We start from the raw sequence: 21585 nt of genomic DNA on the forward strand, positions 1-21585 counted from the left end.
TTACTTAGTTACCTTTGTATAACATCCACATTAAGTCCTTAATTTTTAAGCAAAATCATTAAAATAAACAGAAAGGAATGGACGTATGTTAAGTATTAAACACTTATCAAAAGTCTATGCAGGTAAAAAAAGAGCTGTAGACAACATGAATATCGATATTGAAGAAGGAGATTTCGTTGCGTTTATAGGTACAAGCGGTAGTGGTAAGACGACGGCGTTGAGAATGATTAACCGCATGATTGAATCAACAGAAGGTGAAATTACTATCAATGGCAAGAATATTCGTCAGATGAACGCAGTGGAGTTACGTCGCAGTATTGGTTATGTCATTCAACAAATCGGACTCATGCCACATATGACTGTCAAAGACAATATTGTATTGGTACCCAAATTATTAAAATGGTCGCAAGAGAAAAAAGATCAAAAAGCGAAAGAACTAATTCGTTTAGTAGACTTACCTGAAGATTACTTAAATCGCTATCCTTCAGAATTATCAGGAGGACAACAACAACGTATCGGTGTAGTTAGAGCACTTGCTGCCGAACAGGATATCATTTTGATGGATGAGCCTTTCGGAGCACTTGATCCTATTACAAGAGATACATTACAAGATTTAGTAAAGAAACTTCAGAAACAGTTAGGTAAAACCTTTATATTTGTCACACATGATATGGATGAAGCGATTAAGCTTGCTGACAAAATTTGTATAATGTCTGAAGGTAAAGTCATTCAATATGATACACCTGATAACATCTTACGTCAGCCAGCGAATGATTTCGTCCGTGATTTCATAGGACAGAACCGTCTTATTCAAGATAGACCCAATATTCGTACAGTCGAAGATGCCATGATTAAACCAATTACTGTTCATGTGGATCGTTCTTTAGATGAGGCAGTTAATATCATGAGACAACGTCGTGTTGATACGATATTTGTTGTAGGTAATGATGAGCATCTATTAGGTTACTTAGATATTGAAGATATTAATCAAGGTCTACGTAAGAAAAATGAATTAATAGACACAATGCAAAGAGATATTTATAGCGTTCGAATTGATAGTAAGTTGCAAGATTCTGTTCGTACAATTTTAAAACGAAATGTAAGAAATGTTCCTGTAGTTAGTGATGACAATAAGACACTTGTAGGTTTAGTAACAAGAGCGAATCTTGTTGATATTGTCTATGACAGCATTTGGGGAGAAGACGGTAACGTGAGTTCCCAGGAGAATGATGGAATCATTGAACCTCATACATCAGGGGTTGATGAACGATGATTAAATACTTAACCGACAATGCAAGTGCACTATTTGAGAAAACGCTAGAGCATCTTTATATTTCAGTATTTGCTTTGTTAATAGCAATTATTATAGCTATTCCTTTAGGTATTTTACTGTCTAAAACTGATAAACTCTCGAAAATTTCGTTAACAATTGCTGGTATATTACAAACGATTCCAACTTTAGCAATCTTGGCACTTATGATTCCTTTATTTGGTGTCGGTAAAACACCAGCAATTATAGCTTTATTTCTATATGTTTTACTACCGATATTAAATAATACGATTATTGGCGTTCAAAATATCGATAGTAATGTTAAAGAAGCGGGACGTAGTATGGGGATGACAGGTATTCAACTAATGAAAGATGTTCAATTACCACTTGCATTACCAATGATATTGAGTGGTATTCGTTTATCTTCAGTATATGTAATTAGTTGGGCAACACTTGCAAGTTATGTTGGTGCTGGAGGACTAGGTGACTTTATTTTTAATGGTTTAAACTTATTTGAACCAGCGGTGATTATAACTGCAACAATTCTCGTTACATTATTGGCACTTATCGTAGACTTCTGTTTATCAATGATTGAGAAATGGTTGGTCCCTAAAGGTTTAAGAATTACCGGATAATTAGAGAAGGAGGACACTATGAACAAGTATAAAAAGTATATAGTAGTTTTAGTATTATGTTTAACCGTGTTATCTGGATGTAATTTACCCGGTTTGAAAAATAGTAATTCAGATGACGACGTTAAAATTACAAGTTTAGGTACTAGTGAATCACAAATTATTTCACATATGATGAGATTACTTATTGAACATGACACACATGGTAAAATCAAACCTACTTTAATTAATAATTTAGGATCTAGCGTCATACAACATAATGCAGTGGCAAGTGGTCAAGCAAATATGTCAGGTACTCGTTATACCGGTACAGATTTAACAGGTGCACTTAATGAAAAGCCAATTAAAGATCCTAAAAAAGCAATGAAAGCTACACATAAAGGCTTTGAAGAGAAATATCATCAAAAGTTCTTTAATTCATATGGGTTTGCTAATTCGTATTCTTTTATAGTGACAAAAGAGACAGCTAAAAAATACCATTTAAACACGGTCTCAGATTTGAAAAAACATGCCAAAGATCTACGTGTAGGTATGGACAGCTCTTGGAAAGATAGAAAAGGAGATGGCTACCCTGCATTCAAGAAGGAGTATGGCTTTGACTTTGGTACAGTAAGACCAATGCAAATTGGTTTAGTTTATGATGCATTGAATTCAGGAAAATTGGACGTTGCGGTGGGGTACTCAACAGATGGACGTATCGCAGCTTATGACTTAAAGGTATTAAAAGACGACAAAAAATTCTTCCCTCCATATGATGCAAGTCCACTCGCAACTGATCAACTATTGAAAGAACACCCAGAATTAAAACCGATATTAAAGAAAATGGAAGGCAAAATTTCAACTAAACAAATGCAAAAATTAAACTATCAAGCTGATGGTAAAGGTGAAGAGCCCGCTACAGTAGCTGAAAAATTCTTAAAGAAACATAATTATTTTGAAGATGATAATTCTAAGAAGAAAGGTGGTCAAAATAATGAAAGGTAATTTACTTCAACAGTTGGGACATTATTATCAAACGAACTTTGGCTACCTTTGGGAATTATTTGTTAATCATTTACTTATGTCAGTTTATGGTGTGATATTTGCTTCAATTGTTGGTATACCACTTGGAATACTTATTGCGCGTTTCGGTAAATTATCAACGCCAATAATGACACTTGCTAATATTATTCAAACGGTACCAGTAATCGCGATGTTAGCCATCTTAATGTTAAGTATGGGACTCGGTATGAATACAGTTATATTTACTGTGTTTTTATACGCACTTTTACCTATTATCAAGAATACTTATACCGGCATAAATGGTGTAGACGCGAACATTAAAGATGCTGGTAAAGGAATGGGAATGACACGTAATCAGGTACTTCGAATGATAGAATTGCCATTATCATTGTCTGTAATCATAGGTGGTATACGCATTGCACTTGTGGTTGCTATTGGTGTAGTGGCTATTGGTTCATTTATTGGTGCGCCTACATTAGGAGACATTGTTATTCGTGGTACAAACGCAACAGATGGTACATTATATATTCTTGCTGGTGCAATTCCGATTGTAATTATTGTCGTACTTATTGATGTGATTTTACGTTTGCTTGAGAAGAAGTTGGACCCTGCAAATTAATATTTCGGGAGGAACAAGATTATGGCACTTTTACAACTTAATTATTTATCTAAAACGATTGGAGCACACAATTCTCTAAATGTGATACTTCCAGAAGATGAGAGCTTTTTTGATACAAATCGAGAAGCCAAACCTTTAAAATCTATGCTAGTGCTACATGGACTATCAAGCGACGCCAACTCTTATATTAGATATACAAGTATTGAGCGATATGCAAATGATCATCAACTTGCAATTATCATGCCTAATGCAGATCATAGTTTCTATACTAATATGATTTATGGCCATAGTTATTACGACTATATTTTGGAAGTGCATGACTATGTCCATCAAATTCTACCATTATCTAAGAAGAGAGAAGATAACTTTATAGCTGGTCATTCAATGGGAGGCTACGGTACGTCTAAATATGCTTTAACACAGTGCCAACGATTCTCTAAAGCAGCAATGTTATCTGCTGCATTCAATGTTTCATTACTTAGAGAGTATGAGTATTATGACTTTTGTCCAGAAGCCATTGTTGGTGAAAATGAGGACATCAAAGGTACGCCTTTCGATCCTTATTACTTAGTTGATAAAGCTGTTACTAATAATGAAGACTTACCTGAATTATTAATCATGTGTGGCACTGAAGATGCATTATATCAAGATAACTTAGACTTTATTAGATATTTAAATGAAAAGGGTGTGAACTACCACTTTGAGAAAAGTTCAGGTGATCATGATTATGCCTATTGGGATAAGGCAATTAAACAAGTTATCGAGACCTTTACACGTGGATAGTACGTGTAATGTGAAAAGTTAGATTGTAATCTTTAATGAAGAAAGCTCTAAGACATTTCAAAGTGAAGTGATCTTAGAGCTTTTATTATGAGAGTAATTATTCAATATTGAAGTGACCTGAAATGTTTAGTTTAGTATTTTAAATAGTTTACTTATATATCTATGTAATTTGCATAATAAAATAAAAAACATCTACCTTGGTTGCATTTTAATCTTACAACGGGTAGATGTTTCTTATATATTACGACTGACTTTTACCTTTATTCCATGGCATTGGAATATGTAAGTGTAATAAGTCGAACTTTTTAATTAATGAGCCAATAATAGATGCTAAGATCAATCCAGTTACTGCAACTGCAGCAATCGTGATAATTGATTTAATTGGACTATTGAATCCGAATAGTACAATCGCACCTGCCATAGGTGTTGCCATACCAGTGACACCTATTTTTAATCCACTGAATGCGATGATACAAGCGTTAACCATACCAATAATTGCATTCGTTCCGTATAAGACGGGGGCGTATTTTACGATTAAATCAATTTGTGTCAATGGTTCGATAAATACTGCAAAACGGTTTGGTTTGTCGCCAATTTTTAGGATATTAAATAACGTAAAGTTAACAAATGATGCGCCAGTACATACAATTGCGCCAATTGCCATTGGTAAACCTGTTAGTCCTAAAATACTTGCAAGTACCATTGAACTTAATGGTGTCATACTTGTAACTGGGATGATGAGTCCTAAGATAATAGCTAAGGCATATGGACTGCTATCACCAACAGAGTTTACAGCTTTCGCAATTTGATTTAATACTGCAGTGACGCTAGGATTAATCAATGATGCCAAACCGTATACGAGGGCTGGAGCTATAAATATAACGACGATTAAGTCTAAGCCTTCTGGAACTTTCTTTTCAATAAATTTAATCACAAATGCTGTGAGGTATGCTGCGATAAATGCAGGTAGTAAGCTAAAGTCCTTTAATACTAACCCTACGATAACTGAGAATACAGGTGAAACACCTAAATTAATACATGCAAGGATACCCACTGCAATCCCGCCAAGACTTCCTGCAAGGTCACCAATCTCCTGTAGGAATTTAATATGGAAAATGCCTCCAATAGCGTAACTTAAGAAAGCCTGTGGTAGAAATGTAGCACAAGCAGCCCCTGACAGTGCTTGTAGACCTTCCTTACCATAAGGTGCAAACTTTAAGAACAATGTCATAATGATTAAAACTACGACTAATGTTCCTACTCCTAATAATATATTCATTTTTCTGACCCCTTTAGTATAAATCTAAATATGTTTCCCAAAACATTTCATAATTGTAACACAGTTAATAGAATTAAAATTAAATTACATTTAAGTATTAATACGAATTTAATATTTTTGAAAATTCGAAAGTGCAACAATAATGTAAAATTAGTTGCGCAGCATTTTAGAAAAATAAAAATTAACAGTATCTTAAGGAGAAAGATGTCATACTTTTTTCTGAAAATTGGCATTAATTTATAGAGAATTTCATGTATAATGGCTAATAACATAGACATAGGAGATATACATATTATGATGAAAAACAAACTCACGATTAAAGAAAATATTTTTATTGGATCGATGTTATTTGGCTTATTCTTTGGTGCAGGTAACTTAATCTTCCCAATTCATTTAGGGCAGACTGCCGGCGCTCATGTGTTTACTGCTAATTTAGGATTTTTAATCACAGCGATAGGATTACCATTTCTAGGTATTATTGCCATTGGTGTGTCTAAAACGAACGGGATTTTCGAAATTTCCTCAAGAGTAAGTAAAATATATGCGTATTTATTTACGATTGGTTTATATCTTGTGATTGGGCCATTTTTTGCATTACCAAGGTTAGCGACAACGTCATATGAAATTGCATTCTCGCCTTTTATTTCGCCAGTCCAAGCTAAATTTGTGTTACCAATATTTAGTATTTTATTCTTCTTGGTTGTATGGTTCTTTGCTAGAAAGCCTTCAAAAATTTTAGATTATATAGGTAAATTCTTAAATCCTGTATTTTTAGTTTTACTTGGTATTGTAGTGTTACTTGCGTTTATTCATCCTATGGGAGGCGTGAGTCATGCGCCAGTGAGTGCGCAGTATAAAGAAGGTGCTCTACTTAAAGGATTTATTGATGGTTATAATACTTTAGACGCTTTAGCATCTCTAGCATTCGGTATTATTATCGTTACAACAATTAAGAAACTAGGAGTCACTCATCCTAACATAATAGCTAAAGAGACATTTAAGTCTGGTACGATTAGTATCGTAGGTATGGGACTTATTTATAGCTTGCTAGCCATTATGGGTACGATGAGTTTAGGTAATTTTAAAGTTAGTGAAAATGGAGGCATCGCACTCGCACAAATCGCTCAACATTATCTAGGTGACTACGGTATCATAGTGCTTTCACTTATTATTGTTGTGGCATGTTTGAAAACAGCTATTGGTTTAATTACAGCATTTTCAGAAACATTTACTGAGCTCTTTCCTAAACAGAAATACATTATGTTCGCGACAGTAGTCAGTGTATTAGCATGTATATTTGCGAATGTTGGTTTAACAAAGATTATTATGTATTCAACACCAGTACTAATGTTTATCTATCCACTCGCAATTACATTAATTCTGCTGACTTTAGCAAGTCCATTATTCAATCATTCAAAAATTGTGTATCGATTTACAACATTCTTTACGATGATTGCTGCATTTATCGATGGAGTAAAAGCGAGTCCTGAATTCTTCGTGAAGACAAGTTTCGCGCGTTTTATTATTTCTTTAGGTGAAAAGTATTTACCATTCTTTACGATAGGAATGGGTTGGATTATTCCAGCATTGATTGGGTTCATCATCGGATTGATAGTGTTTAAAGTTCGAGGAAGTAAGCAACCACAATCGTAATAAAGTTCATAACATTAAAAGCTATGTTCATCTTTCATTTGTGTGATGAACATAGCTTTTTTTCTACCATAATACAATATGGTGCTATTTTGGAACTTCATTTTCCGAAAGGTCATTAATCTAAGAATAAATTAATACTTGTGCGATGAGTAGACCTCCACCGAAGACAAGCACGAAAGCGACCACAGGCCAGACGAACTTCAACCAGTGGGAGTAGCGCATGTTAAGCATCTGTAAGGTTGCCATGACGAGCCCTGTTGGTGCAAGGAATAACATAGCATATTGTCCAAATTGATAAGTGGTAACAATAACGAATCTAGGTATGCCAACTGTATCGGCAAGTGGTGCGAATATTGGCATAGATAGTACGGCTAAACCAGATGATGACGGTACGATAAAACCTAGGAAGAAGAAAATAACTAATAGAACGATAATAAATAATGGACCACTCATATGTTGCACGATGGAAGATGAGAAGTGCAAAATCGTGTCTGAGATTAACCCTTTATTTAACACTAAGTTGATGCCACGTGCTAGACCAATGATGAGTGACACTCCGACAAGACTTGATGCGCCGTTAACAAATGCATCTACAGTACCTTTCTCTCCTAGACCATATCTGCCCATGCCTGCAATAAACATAATAATAATAGTAAATATTAGGAATGCAGACGCCATAACTGGGAACCACCAGCCTTGAGTCATAACGCCCCATACCATGATAGGGAAGGGTATAACGAACAAGGTGAGGATGATTTTCTTACGTAATGTAAATTCTGATGAACTGTTTTGGTCCATCACTGACCATTGTTTCTCAAATTCAGCTTTATCTTCATATGCGTATGACGCTTTAGGTTCTTGCTTAATTTTTTTGCAGTACCAATAGAGATAACAAACAACGAATATCGTTCCGACGACACATGCACCTATTCTCCAGTACAACCCGTCTGTAAATGTGGTTCCTGCTGCGTTAGACGCGATGACTACTGAGAAAGGATTAATCGTTGAAAATGTACTACCAATAGAACTTGCTAAAAAGATGGCTCCCACAGAAACGATGGAGTCATATCCTAGTGCGATGAAAATGGGAACGAGTACAGGATAAAAGGCGACAGCTTCTTCCTCGATGCCACAAAGCGTACCTCCTAGAACCATTAAAATAGCGACGAAAGCAATTAACATGAATTCATGACCTTTGGTCTTTTGAGTTAAAGCGAGTAAACCGGATTCGAACGAACCACTTGCTTGGACTACGCCAATAAGTCCACCTAATACAAGTATGAATACCATAATATCTACAGCTTCTATGGTACCTTTAACCATACTACTCGTAATTTGATCGAGCCCTGCAGGATGTTGTTTTAAACGCTCATACGTATTTGGAATTGAAACAGGTTTATTAATCGCGCCAGATTTAAATTGTTCAATTTTAATTTTTACGCCCATCTTATCAAGTTCTTTTTGAGTTCCTGGGACTTTTTTAACATGATGATGTGGATTGACGATTTTTAATTCCTGTGAAGCGGGTTCGTACGATAATTTTGAATAGGCTCCTGCAGGAATAAGCCATGTTGCTATTACAGCAACAACAGTTAATAAGAATAGAATCATAAATGCCCCGGGCATCCGCAACTTGAATCGCTTTTTCTTTTTATCTGGTTTGATAGCATCTTCCAATTGAGTCATCTCCTTTATAATCTAATAACCGAGAATCATGAAGATTATGTTTATTTATCAAGAATTATTGATTAAATTTCCATTAAATAAGTGCACCCTGTTTCATTTGGGGAGTGGAGGGATGCAGGGTGCACCATTTTGTCAGTATTCATCATGAAAATTGCATATATAATAGTTAAATGATGTTAGTTTCTAGTACAACTTAAGATATTATTTTTTGATAAGGGTACCAATTTTACCTTCAAGTGCGTTGTCTAATTGATCTAATGAAGTAATTAAAACGCTACCTTTAGGATTGTTCTTAATAAATGAAATGGCCGATTCTATTTTGGGAAGCATGCTACCTTTAGCAAATTGATCCTCTTTAATATAAGCTTCCAATTCTTCTGGTGTTACCGTTTTGAGGGCTTTTTGATTGTCAGTGTTATAGTTAACGTAAACATAGTCAATAGCTGTCAAAATAATTAATTGATCACAGTGAATATCTGCGCCAAGGAGAGCACTTGTTTTGTCCTTGTCTATGACCGCATCAACGCCTTTAAAGCTATCGTGTTGTTCACGAATGACTGGTACGCCTCCGCCACCTGCTGCAATTACAAGTGTGCCATTCTCGATTAAAGTCTTGATACTTTCTAGTTCAACAATGGACTTTGGTTGAGGTGAAGGGACCACACGTCTGTAGCCACGACCGGCATCTTCAACGAAGCTATAATGTTTTTCTTTTTCAATACGTTCAGCAGTCTCTTTATCATAAAAGAGACCAATGGGTTTTGTAGGATGACTAAAGGCTTTATCATCTGGATCAACTTCAACTTGCGTCACTAGTGTAACCACTTGTTTGTCTATGCCCAACGCATGTAATTCATTTTGCAAACTTTCTTGGAGTTGATAGCCTATATACGCTTGACTCATTGCACCACATTCTGCGAAAGGAAAGGCAGGACCTTGATCATGTTCAGCCGCGTAGTTTAATCCTAAATTGATGCTACCGACTTGAGGACCATTACCATGACTAATAACAATTTCATGCCCTTTAGTTATGAGTCCAACGAGTGATTTAGCAGTGTTTTTTACTAATTCGAGTTGTTCTTTTGGCGATTGACCTAACGCATTACCGCCTAATGCTACAACAATTTTTGCCACTTGAATAACCTCCTGTCTGTCTTAGAATTCACCTAAAGTAGCAACCATAACTGCTTTTATTGTGTGCATTCTATTTTCAGCTTCTTGGAATACTACAGACGCTTTACTTTCAAATACCTCATCTGTAACTTCCATTTCACTTATGCCGTATTGTTCATAAATCTGTTTACCGATTTTAGTGTCAGTATTGTGGAATGAAGGTAGACAATGTTCAAAAATCACATTTGGATTGCCTGTTTTATCCATTAATTCTTTGTTTACACGGTATGGTTCTAATAATTTAAGACGCTCTTGCCATACCTCGTCTGGTTCACCCATAGATACCCATACATCTGTATAGATAACGTCAGAGTCTTTAACCCCTTTATCGATATCATCTGTAATAAGGATGTTGCCTCCATTCTCATCGGCGATACGTTTGCAACGGTTAAGTAATTCATCAGTAGGATTTAATTCTTGCGGACAAACAAGGTGGAAATTCATGCCCATGATAGCAGCGCCTTGCATTAATGCGTTTGCAACATTATTACGGCCATCACCGACATAAGTGAAGTTGATTTCGGAGTAGTCTTTCTTCAATACTTCTTTAGCAGTTAAGAAATCTGCAAGGACTTGCGTTGGGTGGTCTTCATCAGTTAAGCCATTCCATACTGGCACCCCTGAAAATTCAGCCAACGTTTCAACTATACGTTGTGAGAAGCCTCGGTACTCAATACCATCATACATGCCTCCTAGAACTCTTGCAGTATCTTTAGCAGTTTCTTTTTTACCCATTTGAGAGCCTGTAGGGCCTAAATACGTAACATTAGCTCCTTGATCATGAGCTGCGACTTCAAATGAACAACGTGTTCTTGTAGAGTCTTTTTCAAAAAGAAGAGCAATATTTTTATTTTTAAGCATAGGTTTTTCATTACCTATGTATTTGGCATGTTTCAAATCTTCAGCAAGATTTAATAGAAACTCCACCTCTTTCTGTGAAAAATCTAATAAAGTAAGAAAACTTCTGTTGCGTAAATTTTGCATTCTTTACAACTCCTTAAATTTGATTTCAAGGTCATTGTAAGCGTTAACTAATTAATATCAATAAAATTAAAAAGTTGTCATTTTTTATTAATAAATAATTGAAAATTTTTTTAAAATTTTATGTAATTTATGAAAAATTTGAATAAAAGGAGTATGTTTGTGGTATATCTGTTTTTAGATTGACGAATTTTTAAAGAAAATCATTATTATTTAAATATGATTTTCTTAATTTTAAAAAGTAAAAAAATCGTAGATAATAACATGAATTGTTAGCTTTTAAGTCATTGAAATTTAAGACAGACGTCAGTCTATTTAATAAGATTGTGACGCAAAATATTAATAAACTTTTAAAAACGTTTGGCACGTTTGGTTTTCTAGAAAAAGGGCATATGACACTATTGATAGAAAAAATACTTTAGAAAGATTCGGGCATATTAAATTTGAGGGGGAATTTCTCATGAAGATTTATAGGTTAGATTATCAACATCATAAAGATATTGTAGATGACAATGTGTTAACTGTATTTGTAGCGGCTAAAAATAAGAGTGAAGTAGAGGCATTTGCTAAAAAGTTAAGTTATTCTATTGAAACAATTACTAAGTTAACGCATAAAGAATTTGAGGAACAAAAAGCTGAAATCGAGCATTATAAACTTGAACATGCTGATCAATATTTAGATTAAATTGTTTATGGGGGAGAAACGTTATGGCTAATAAGCAATTCGAAACATTAACGGAAATCGCAAATGGTTTATATGTAACGCCTACATCAGAATTGCCATTTGATAAACGTTTCCGTTTTAAATCATTTATACTTCAACGTTCAGAAGGTAATGTAATGATTTATCATTCTGGTAGAATTGATGAGGCTGCAAAGGATATACAAGAATTAGGTGGCGTTGATAAAGTATTAATGAATCATCAACATGAATCGTTAGGTGGAGAGACAAATTTTGATGCACCTTACTATATTCACGAAGATGATAAAAAGGACGTTACCGATACCCTTCAAGTTACTGGTACATTTAAAGAACGGCAACATTTACATGAAGATTTAGAGGTGATACCTGCCCCTGGACATACACCTGGAACGACATTATATTTGTGGGATAATGGTGAGCATCGCTATTTATTCACTGGTGACTTCCTATGCTATGAAGGTGATGAATGGCGCACTGTAATACTTCCTTCAAGTGACAGAGAGGCTTCAATTAAAAGTCTTGAACTGATTCGTGATCTTGACTTTGATGCACTCGTACCATGGGTGTCAATTGAAGGTGAATCGAAGGTGAATCACCTGTGTTCTTTGTTGAAGATGACGAGGATAAAAAACAACGTGTACAAAAAATTATCGACCGTGTAAGTGACGGGGAAAATACTTAAAACATGATAGTAAATTGAAAGGTATATCTGGCTGAATGTTGGATGTACCTTTTTAAAATTAAAAATTTATAATGTTTCATTTCACTGCGATAGAGATATACAAATGTTGAGGTGAAGCAACTTGCAAAATTCTAAACATCAAAATCATAAAGTAAACTGGGGATTAATCAGTGCAGCCTATGCATTTCTTATTGTGATGATGGGGACGACATTACCTACACCACTCTATCCAATTTATAGTAAAGTATATGATTTATCACCATTAATGATTACAATCATTTACGCTGTCTATGCTGCTGGTGTGATTGGAGGATTACTTGTATTTGGTCAATTGTCAGACCGCATAGGACGACGTTATGTACTTATTCCAGGAGTGATTTTATCTGCAATCAGTGCGCTAGTGTTTTTATTTGCTACCAATGTAGGTTTATTACTTGCTGGACGAGTGATTTCCGGACTGTCAGCGGGACTTTTTACAAGTACAGCAACGACAACGATTGTTAATTTAGCTGCTGATGATAAAAAGGGCAGAGCCTCTACAATTGCAAGTAGCGTGAATATGCTTGGTTTAGGCTTTGGTCCGTTGCTATGTGGCATACTCGCACAATATCTTCCATGTGCGATGCGTTTAGTCTTTATCGTTGACTTTATTCTTATCATTCCGGCATTTATTGGAATATGGTTTATGCCAGAGCCTGTTAAGAATAAACAAAAATTTAAAATTGAAGTTCAAAAGTTGAGTGTACCGTCAGACATTCGCTCTACATTTATTTATGCTGTTATTCCTGTATTCGTAGGATTTTCAATGCTTGGTTTATTTACTGCGATTTCACCAAACTTTTTAGGAGACATATTGAACATTACAAATAAAGCAGTCATAGGTGTCATGGTATTCTTGATATTCTGTGCATCAACGCTAGGCCAATTATTGTTTAAAAGTAAATCTGATTATCACATATTGATGTTAGGTAGTGGCACATTAATTGTAGGCGTAATATTAGTAGGTTTATCTATTCAATTAGAATCATTCTTAATTTTATTTATTGGAGCTATTATTTCTGGATTTGGACAAGCATTCAGTTTCCGAGCTGGATTGTCCACAGTGAATGCCGTAGCACCTGAAGACAAACAAGCCGAAATTACGTCCACTTTCTTTACCATTGCGTATATAGCCATTTCAATACCAGTTGTAGGTGTAGGGTTATTAGAACTAGGATTAGGCATCAAACTTGCAGGTATTGTGTTTAGTATCATAATTGTGATTCTTGCGATACTTTCTTTAATTCTTCTACTAGCTAATAAGAAAAAATCAAATTCTTAAGGTAATTAGAATGGAAATCTCTATTTATTTAAGTAGAGATTTCCATTTTTATTTTTGACATTAAAGTATGGTTTAATGATAAGTTTCAAGTATCAAATTGGTAGGGGGGGGCTAAAAATGAAAATTAGTGAAGTTTCATCTATGTTGAAAATACCAAAGTCCATGATTAGATACTATGAAGAAAAAGAAATAATTAATATTCCTAGAGATGAAAATAATTATAGATATTTTGATGAGGAAACTATATCGTACTTGAAACTAATTATTGATTTAAAGCGATTGAATTTACAATTAAAAGATATAGCATATGTAATAAATCTGTTTAAAAAACCTGTTTCTAAGGACTGTAATAACAAAACGCTGAATTACCTAGATGATCTTATAAAACAAATCAAAATAGATATTAATCGTCAAAACACAATTTTAAATCGATTGGAATCAGTTAAAGATTTATCAAAAGATATGAATTATGAAAAAAATAAGAGTTTGATTTTAAATAAACTTTCAGGGGTGGAAGAAATTGATTAGTCTAATATATGGTGGAAATCAAAAAGGTGTTGGCTTTGATATCTATAATAAGTTAAAAGAGGAGCTTTGTAATAAAAAATTAGAAATTTTCAATTTACAGGAGATGGTTGGCGACATTCCTATTTTATCCGAAGGCTATAATTCAGAAATAAGCGAAGCTCAGTTTCGAAATACTGAAATAATAGATAATAGTAATATGTTGATTTTTATTTACCCTATCTATTGGTTGAATGTGCCTATGCTATTGAAAGGTTTTATTGATAGTACCTTTTGGCCTAATAAAGCATTTAGTTTTAATAATAAACAATACTTTAAAAGAGGATTATGGAAAGATAAAGATGCAATAGTTATATATACTATTGGAGGTTCAGAGTGGTTTCATAAGTTTAAAGGACATCTAGGTTATAAAGTTATTAAATATCCATTAAATCTCGTTGGAATTTACAATATTAAAAGATTTTATATAGATAATTTAAATAAATCGAATGCTCAAAGTATAAGTAATAAAGTTGAAAATATCGTAAATCAAGTAACGAAGTTAGTTGATTAAAATTATTTTTCTTAGTAATAAATTGGGTGGTGTAGTTATGAATATTCAAGGTATTAATCATATATGTTTTTCAGTTAGTAATTTAGTTGAATCAATTAAATTTTATAGAGATGTTTTAAAAGGGGAATTATTAGTTAGTGGCAAAACTACTGCGTATTTTGATATTGGTGGTTTATGGGTTGCTTTAAATGAAGAGGTTAATGTACCTAGAACAGAAATTAAATATTCTTATACACATATTGCATTTTCAATTAATGAAAATGAGTTTGAAGAATGGTACAAATGGCTTCAAAAACATAATGTAAATATATTAGAAGGACGAAAGAGAAGTCATCAAGATAAAAAGTCAATTTACTTTACTGATCCAGATGGTCACAAATTAGAATTACACACTGGTACTTTAAACGATAGATTAGATTATTATAAAAAAGAAAAAACACATATGACTTTTTATTACTAGTCTCTAAAATACTATTTAACTTCATAATAAAAGGTTGAAAACATCGAGAGTTAAATAAAATTTAAATCGAATAAACAAATTGATTTTTAATATATGGGAAATTAGACGGTTCATAAAATGTAAATATATGCTAGATAGCTATGCCTATACGCGTACGTATTGGCATGGCTTTTTTTATTTTAGTAAGCAAGGTTTCATTTATCAAAGTATTAATGTAAACTTATAAATATATAAAGTTTACATTAGTAAGAGCATCACTTGCTGAACTTTAATTTTCAAAAATGAGGGGTTAATTATCATGAATTTAAACTTAGCTGAACGTGTACTTTATCGCGAAGGATTATCACAAGATGAATGTTTGAAGATATATGAAGATCCAAATATCGATACGTTTGAACTCTTGAATGAAGCGTACATCGTAAGAAAGCATTACTATGGTAAAAAAGTGAAATTAAATATGATTCTTAATGCGAAAAGTGGAATTTGTTCTGAAGATTGTGGTTACTGCGGTCAATCGGTAAAGATGAAGGAAAAACAACGCTATGCATTGGTAGATCAAGATCAAATTAAAGCGGGAGCACAGGTTGCTACAGACAATCAAATTGGCACATATTGTATTGTCATGAGTGGACGAGGACCCACAAATCGAGAAGTAGATCATATTTGTGAAACGGTTGAAGATATTAAAAAAGTGCATCCACAATTAAAAATTTGTGCATGTCTAGGACTTACAAAAGAAGAACAAGCTGAAAAACTTAAAGGAGCGGGCGTAGATAGATATAACCATAATTTAAATACAAGTGAGCGATATCATGATGAGGTGGTGACTACGCATACATATGAAGATCGAGTGAATACAGTTGAAATGATGAAAGCTAATAACATTTCTCCATGTTCTGGTGTTATTTGTGGCATGGGTGAAACGAATGAGGATGTAATTAATATGGCATTTGCATTGAAAGAGATTGATGCAGACAGCATTCCGATTAATTTCCTACATCCAATTAAGGGAACGAAATTTGGAGGTCTAGACTTATTGTCACCAATGAAATGTTTGCGAATTATAGCAATGTTCCGTTTAATCAATCCCACGAAAGAAATTAGAATTGCTGGTGGACGAGAAGTTAATCTGCGCTCACTACAAGCAATAGCCTTAAAAGCAGCTAATTCTATTTTTGTTGGAGACTACCTTATTACGGGTGGTCAACCTAACGAAGAGGATTACCACATGATTAAAGATTTAGGGTTTGAAATAGATAGTTAAAGCAGATATTTAGAATTGTATTATAGCTATAGACGGAGTGCATAAACGCTGTCTATGGCTTTTTTAAACAGTGGTTAGTAAATTTATTGAGGTGTAATATTCGTTATTAGGGATATTGAACATGTGGGAGGGAGAACGATGGAGGATTATATACTATCTTTAAATCTATTAGATAATCGTTTAAATAAATTAGTTCATATTCATAATGATTTACATGATGAAGCAGACCAAACTTTAGATGAAAAAGAACCAAGTAATATAACATACATTAAAAACGCGACTTTGATTTTAATAAAGCTTTATTTATATAAACTCTCTAAAAACAAAGCACGTTATGGTAAAGCAATATCTAAAAACAGCTTAATACATATGTTAAATGATGAAGAAGCTTATTATGCATTTCATGAGTTTAATAGTGATTTAGAAATTGAAGAGCTTGCACTTACACCAAATTTAGAAAAAAAGTATGAAGAAGATGCATTGAGTTTGTTAAATATTAGAGGCAAACTAACACCTTTTATGAATGTAAATGAAGATGTTTGGGAATTTGAGAAATTTAACGAAGATATAACTCTAGTTATGAGAAACATTATAAAAAATAATGATGGCATCCTGACAGAAATTCTAGAAGATAACTATAGAAAAGAAAAATTAGACGAGGTTATTAAACTTACATTTATAGACACATACCAAACAAGAAATATGAATAATAAAGCTAGCAATGTAGCTGAAAAATTAATATCTGATTCATAAAAAATTTGAAGAAGGCGAGTTTTTATATTTATAAAGACACGTTTCTAGATAAATTTTTAAGATGTTGGGACAAAGCTGTTAATAACTGCACTTCGAATTAATGTATTTTACATACAAATGTTTTACGTGAAACATGTTTAACTTTTATGAGGCGTAATGAGCGTTAATTATAAGTGATAGTTTTGGCAACTTTAGACCATTTAAATTTGTATTTGTAGCTATACTTGATAAAGCTAAATATAAAGAGGAGGCGACAAGAGAATTCAAAAATTATCTAAAAAAGCAATGAATAAATATCTAAATTACGTTATTATGAAAAATGATAATACATAAAATATAATAGTTTTAAATATTGGAGGATACTTAAGTTTATGGAATATTTACATAAATTTTTACCGATAATCATTTATGTTCTTATTATGGCAATTCATTATGCTTTATCTAGAACAGGTATAAAACTTTTAGGATTTGTAGTACCTGTGATTGTTACGGCTGGATTAATCTATACTTATAAGACCGGAGATATACAATTAAATTTAGTTGGAACGATTATAATGATAGTTATTTCACTACTAATTTTATCTGTAGAATGGGAAGATGCTCAAAAACGTAATTAAGAGAAATAAATTTTGTGGTTTTTGATAAAAATAAGTTAGCTTTACATAAATAATTTTATTATAATAAAAAAATAATTATACAAAATAAAAGTAACCCACCACACCATGACTAAACACCGAGAGGATTTACATTTTATGAAGAAAATAATAATACTCATCACAGTATTTTCACTATTTTTAGGCGCGTGTAACACCGACAATTCTACAGATCATAAAAATGATAAAGCAGAAAATCCGACTAAAAAAGATAAAAATAACAAAGCATCCAATAAAGACGAGTCAATGACTAAAAATAAGGATGATAAGCACACACAAACAACATTAGAGAAAAAAATAGATGTGAAAGATTTAAGCGATAAAACTAGAATAGCGCTAGCATTTTTTGCGGATAAAAAAGGAGAATACTTAATAACTAAAGAAGAGATTCTCTCAGGAAAATATTATGCCGAACCACCTTTTAATAAAATTGAAAAATTAGAAAATATTTCCATAAGAAAGAGTGAATTAGTATTTAAAAATGCACCTCAGGGTATGAAATTTTTTAAAGTTGAACCGCCAAAAGGAAATTTTGCTTCAATAGTAGGAATTAATGACGAAAAGTTATTTATTGGAGGCACTCAAGGAGGAATTGAATATTTTGATCAATTAGCATCGCATAGCAAGATGTATAATTTAAGTGAAATTTATGATCAATACAAAAATAATCCTGAATTATATGCTGTTGAAAACAAAATTCAGTTTACTAATAATTATGTTGGTTCAAGCTCTTATTGATAAAAAATACCCACCTATACCCACGTTTAATTTCAGTAAATCAGATTATTAAAAAGTAACCCACCACACCATGACTAAACACCGAGAGGATTTACATTTTAATGAAGAAAATATTAATACTCATAACAGCACTTTCACTATTTTTAGGCGCATGCAATACAGACAATTTTACAGAACATAAAAAAACAAAGCAGAAACTTCTACTAAAAAAGATAAAGACAACAAAACATCCAACAAAGAAGCTTCATCAAAAAATACTAATACTGATATCAAAGCTAAAGATAAAGTGGAGAATTTATCAGAAAAGATGAAATTAGCACTTATCTTTTGCGCTGATGATAAAGGGAAATACACATTAACTAAAAATAATATTTTGATAGGTTCTTTTAGAAATGATAAAGATGAATATCGAAAGATAGGACAATTTGTATTAGTTAACTATCCAGAATTCACCAACGCGCCTAAAGGTATGAAGTTTTATTCAATATACCCTAGTAATCATGAAGCCCAAGCAATAGTTGGTATTAGTGACAAAAAGATTATCCTAAGTGGATCTCAAATTCGTATCAAAGATTATAAACAGTTATTAGAGCATGGTAAAGAGTATAGTACCCAAAAGGTCTATGACAAAGTTAAAAATAATAGGGCCCTTCCAGAACTTGCGAATAAGATGCATGTAAGCAATCAATTACCTATTTCAAATGATGAATGGAAATATAATGGATTATCACCGAGAGAATTGTATGAACGTGGTGGAGTCATGGCTCATGGAAGTAGCCAAGTATATAAATTTATTTCTGAACTTGAAGGTGGTTCATTAGATAATGATAAATATCTATGGGATGTTGTTCATTGGCTAAAAGATGGAAACTGGAAAGTTAATTGTCGTAATAAAGATGGTGAAATTGTAGCTACTTATACAACTGTTAATGGCAAAGTAGCTAAGTTTGATGAAAATGGTAAAAGAATTAAATAAAATAAGCTAAACTGGTTCTCAATATTTATAGAGAACCAGTTTTTATGTGTTGACCAAATAACAGTTAGGTATTCTAACTCAACTTTTAAGAATAATGATTCACTGTCCTATTTATTTTTGTTACATTATTCAATGGATATTTTTAGCATTCAACATTAAAAAGTTTGTTCACTTCATACACCATGCTCACTTCATAAGCTTCTTAGCAACGATGTTAACTCAATTTACAAATCCAAAAGCTATCAAGAAAATACTTTTTAAAAATCAAATTAAACTGAAAATCAAAATATAAACTTAAATAGTTTGCTAGGCTAACCAAAAGTGATACAGTTTTTAATGGACTTATTTTTGAAAGGGGTAAGATGTCATGGCGAGTAATGAAATGACAACCGCCAAACGTAACACCATTGTGTTAGTGATGCTTATTAGCGCATTTGTAGCAATGTTAAACCAAACGATCTTAAACACTGCATTGCCCGCAATTATAAAAGGATTGAACATTACAGAAACTACTGCACAATGGTTGATCACAGGTTTTATGCTAGTGAACGGAATTATGATACCACTCACAGCATTTTTAATGGATAAATATACGACACGTAAACTTTATATCTTTTCTATGGCAGCGTTCCTTATTGGTTCAATTATAGCTGCTTTATCTCCAGGATTTGAAATCCTAATGGTTGCTCGTATTATACAAGCAATCGGTGCTGGAATATTACTTCCACTAATGCAATTTACAGTGTTTACACTATTCCCTGTAGAAAAACGCGGATTCGCAATGGGTCTCACAGGTATAGTGGCGCAAACAGCACCAGCGATTGGGCCAACACTTACAGGATTACTTATCGATTTCTTTAGTTGGAGAATGCCATTCTACATCGTTGCAGCAATCGCACTTATCGCATTCGCAATTGGGTTCTTCTTTGTTGAGAATAACGGTCAAACTAAAGAAACAGTACTCGATAAAATATCAGTCGTTTATTCAACATTTGGTTTCGGCTTAATTCTATTCGCATTTAGTAGTGTAAGTACATTTGGAATCGCATCGATCCCAGTCATCAATACATTTATTTTAGGTTTAATCGTGATTGCTATTTTTACATTCCGTCAATTAAAAATCGACCATCCATTATTAAACTTAAGCGTATTTAAAAGCAAAGTATTTACATTATCTGCTATAGCTTCAATGCTTGTCTTTATAGGTATTGTTGGACCTGCTCTACTTATTCCTATGTACGTTCAAACTGGATTAGGTCTCTCAGCATTACTTTCAGGTTTAGTGATACTACCAGGTGCAGTGTTCAATGCATTTATTTCAGTTTATACTGGTAAGATTTTTGATAAATATGGCATCAAGGTACTTGTTATTCCTGGATTTACAGTATTAATCATAATGACGATATTACATGCATTCTTAACTACAGAAACGCCATTCTGGTATGTTGTAGTGATTTACGCAATACGTATGATTTCTGTAGGTTTACTTATTATGCCACTTAATACAGTAGGTCTTAATGCGCTTAAACCAGAAGAAATTTCACACGGCACAGCAATTATGAACTCTCTACGTATCATTGCAGGTGCGATGGGAACTGCTATCAGTATTACAATATTATCAATTGTAGCTAAGAATTATACGGCTACGCATCATACGATGTCTAAAGTGAAATTAGCACGAGAATCAACAGTTCAAGGTGTCGATGCAGCATTTATCTTCACCACAGTATTAATTGTGATTGGCTTTATACTTGCGTTATTTATTAAAGAGAATCGCAACGCCAAAGATACAGATTCTTCCTCTGAAAAATAAAACTCACAATTAAATAGCACAAAGAAAGATGGTAATTTCCTAGGTAATAGGAAACTACCATCTTTC

The 21585-nt window shown here is 33.2% G+C and carries 22 protein-coding genes; 18 read left to right on the forward strand and 4 right to left on the reverse strand.

The window, feature by feature from the left end:
* Positions 1-85 precede the first annotated feature (85 nt).
* From V6C74_RS00425 to V6C74_RS00445, 5 genes are read left to right on the forward strand one after another with little or no spacing between them, the layout of a single operon-like run.
* Positions 86-1273, forward strand: a complete 1188-nt coding sequence (locus V6C74_RS00425; protein WP_002454289.1) for a betaine/proline/choline family ABC transporter ATP-binding protein — start codon at positions 86-88, stop codon at positions 1271-1273.
* On the forward strand, positions 1270-1905 hold the full coding sequence (locus V6C74_RS00430; protein ID WP_002454288.1) for an ABC transporter permease: 636 nt from the start codon (positions 1270-1272) through the stop codon (positions 1903-1905). Before V6C74_RS00425 ends, V6C74_RS00430 begins: the two co-directional genes overlap by 4 nt.
* Before the next feature lie 18 nt (positions 1906-1923).
* Positions 1924-2886: an osmoprotectant ABC transporter substrate-binding protein gene (locus tag V6C74_RS00435; protein WP_016898487.1), complete on the forward strand. Its 963-nt coding sequence runs from the start codon at positions 1924-1926 to the stop codon at positions 2884-2886.
* Complete coding sequence (locus V6C74_RS00440) at positions 2876-3523, forward strand: ABC transporter permease (protein WP_002454286.1); 648 nt, start codon at positions 2876-2878, stop codon at positions 3521-3523. Before V6C74_RS00435 ends, V6C74_RS00440 begins: the two co-directional genes overlap by 11 nt.
* Before the next feature lie 21 nt (positions 3524-3544).
* Positions 3545-4306, forward strand: coding sequence for an alpha/beta hydrolase family protein (locus tag V6C74_RS00445; RefSeq protein ID WP_016898488.1), 762 nt, complete (start codon positions 3545-3547; stop codon positions 4304-4306).
* 241 nt (positions 4307-4547) lie between these two features.
* On the opposite strand, the gene V6C74_RS00450 is transcribed toward V6C74_RS00445, so the two are convergent.
* Positions 4548-5585: a PTS sugar transporter subunit IIC gene (locus tag V6C74_RS00450; protein WP_002454284.1), complete on the reverse strand. Its 1038-nt coding sequence runs from the start codon at positions 5583-5585 to the stop codon at positions 4548-4550.
* Positions 5586-5879: 294 nt separating this feature from the next.
* Between V6C74_RS00450 and brnQ the strand changes: the two genes are divergently transcribed.
* Positions 5880-7238: a branched-chain amino acid transport system II carrier protein gene (gene brnQ, locus V6C74_RS00455; RefSeq protein WP_002454283.1), complete on the forward strand. Its 1359-nt coding sequence runs from the start codon at positions 5880-5882 to the stop codon at positions 7236-7238.
* A 120-nt stretch (positions 7239-7358) separates the two neighbouring features.
* On the opposite strand, the gene V6C74_RS00460 is transcribed toward brnQ, so the two are convergent.
* The 3 genes from V6C74_RS00460 to argF all read right to left on the reverse strand — a co-directional run bounded on the left by V6C74_RS00460 (position 7359) and on the right by argF (position 11081).
* On the reverse strand, positions 7359-8915 hold the full coding sequence (locus V6C74_RS00460; protein WP_002469856.1) for a YfcC family protein: 1557 nt from the start codon (positions 8913-8915) through the stop codon (positions 7359-7361).
* A gap of 210 nt (positions 8916-9125) precedes the next feature.
* A complete protein-coding gene (gene arcC, locus V6C74_RS00465) occupies positions 9126-10058 on the reverse strand; it encodes a carbamate kinase (RefSeq protein WP_002454281.1) in 933 nt (310 codons plus the stop codon).
* Positions 10059-10079: 21 nt separating this feature from the next.
* The gene (argF, locus tag V6C74_RS00470) at positions 10080-11081 is read right to left on the reverse strand and encodes an ornithine carbamoyltransferase (protein ID WP_002454280.1); all 1002 of its coding nucleotides are present in this window, start codon (positions 11079-11081) and stop codon (positions 10080-10082) included.
* A gap of 457 nt (positions 11082-11538) precedes the next feature.
* Here argF and V6C74_RS00475 point away from each other — a divergent pair, with 457 nt between their 5' ends.
* The 12 genes from V6C74_RS00475 to V6C74_RS00530 all read left to right on the forward strand — a co-directional run bounded on the left by V6C74_RS00475 (position 11539) and on the right by V6C74_RS00530 (position 21519).
* On the forward strand, positions 11539-11763 hold the full coding sequence (locus tag V6C74_RS00475; RefSeq protein WP_002435040.1) for a hypothetical protein: 225 nt from the start codon (positions 11539-11541) through the stop codon (positions 11761-11763).
* A 23-nt stretch (positions 11764-11786) separates the two neighbouring features.
* The gene (locus V6C74_RS00480; protein ID WP_100209056.1) at positions 11787-12443 is read left to right on the forward strand and encodes an MBL fold metallo-hydrolase; all 657 of its coding nucleotides are present in this window, start codon (positions 11787-11789) and stop codon (positions 12441-12443) included.
* Positions 12444-12584: 141 nt separating this feature from the next.
* Entirely contained in the window at positions 12585-13784 is a 1200-nt protein-coding gene (locus V6C74_RS00485; RefSeq protein ID WP_002454277.1) for an MFS transporter, read from the forward strand.
* A gap of 117 nt (positions 13785-13901) precedes the next feature.
* The gene (locus V6C74_RS00490; protein WP_002434957.1) at positions 13902-14312 is read left to right on the forward strand and encodes a MerR family transcriptional regulator; all 411 of its coding nucleotides are present in this window, start codon (positions 13902-13904) and stop codon (positions 14310-14312) included.
* Positions 14305-14862: an NAD(P)H-dependent oxidoreductase gene (locus V6C74_RS00495; RefSeq protein WP_002454276.1), complete on the forward strand. Its 558-nt coding sequence runs from the start codon at positions 14305-14307 to the stop codon at positions 14860-14862. Before V6C74_RS00490 ends, V6C74_RS00495 begins: the two co-directional genes overlap by 8 nt.
* 37 nt (positions 14863-14899) lie before the next feature.
* Entirely contained in the window at positions 14900-15322 is a 423-nt protein-coding gene (gene fosB / locus V6C74_RS00500; protein ID WP_002454275.1) for a FosB/FosD family fosfomycin resistance bacillithiol transferase, read from the forward strand.
* A 298-nt stretch (positions 15323-15620) separates the two neighbouring features.
* On the forward strand, positions 15621-16586 hold the full coding sequence (gene bioB, locus V6C74_RS00505; RefSeq protein ID WP_002454274.1) for a biotin synthase BioB: 966 nt from the start codon (positions 15621-15623) through the stop codon (positions 16584-16586).
* Positions 16587-16724: 138 nt separating this feature from the next.
* Positions 16725-17339, forward strand: coding sequence for a hypothetical protein (locus tag V6C74_RS00510; protein ID WP_002454273.1), 615 nt, complete (start codon positions 16725-16727; stop codon positions 17337-17339).
* 371 nt (positions 17340-17710) lie between these two features.
* Entirely contained in the window at positions 17711-17956 is a 246-nt protein-coding gene (locus V6C74_RS00515) for a hypothetical protein (RefSeq protein WP_367141514.1), read from the forward strand.
* A 135-nt stretch (positions 17957-18091) separates the two neighbouring features.
* Positions 18092-18730 (forward strand): hypothetical protein, encoded by a 639-nt coding sequence (locus V6C74_RS00520; RefSeq protein ID WP_002435020.1) that lies wholly within the window; start codon positions 18092-18094, stop codon positions 18728-18730.
* Positions 18731-19037: 307 nt separating this feature from the next.
* Positions 19038-19706 (forward strand): hypothetical protein, encoded by a 669-nt coding sequence (locus V6C74_RS00525; protein ID WP_229716963.1) that lies wholly within the window; start codon positions 19038-19040, stop codon positions 19704-19706.
* 367 nt (positions 19707-20073) lie between these two features.
* Entirely contained in the window at positions 20074-21519 is a 1446-nt protein-coding gene (locus tag V6C74_RS00530; protein WP_016898490.1) for an MDR family MFS transporter, read from the forward strand.
* Positions 21520-21585: the final 66 nt, after the last annotated feature.

It is taken from the genome of Staphylococcus capitis subsp. capitis (genome assembly GCF_040739495.1).
Classification (GTDB): Bacteria; Bacillota; Bacilli; order Staphylococcales; family Staphylococcaceae; genus Staphylococcus; species Staphylococcus capitis.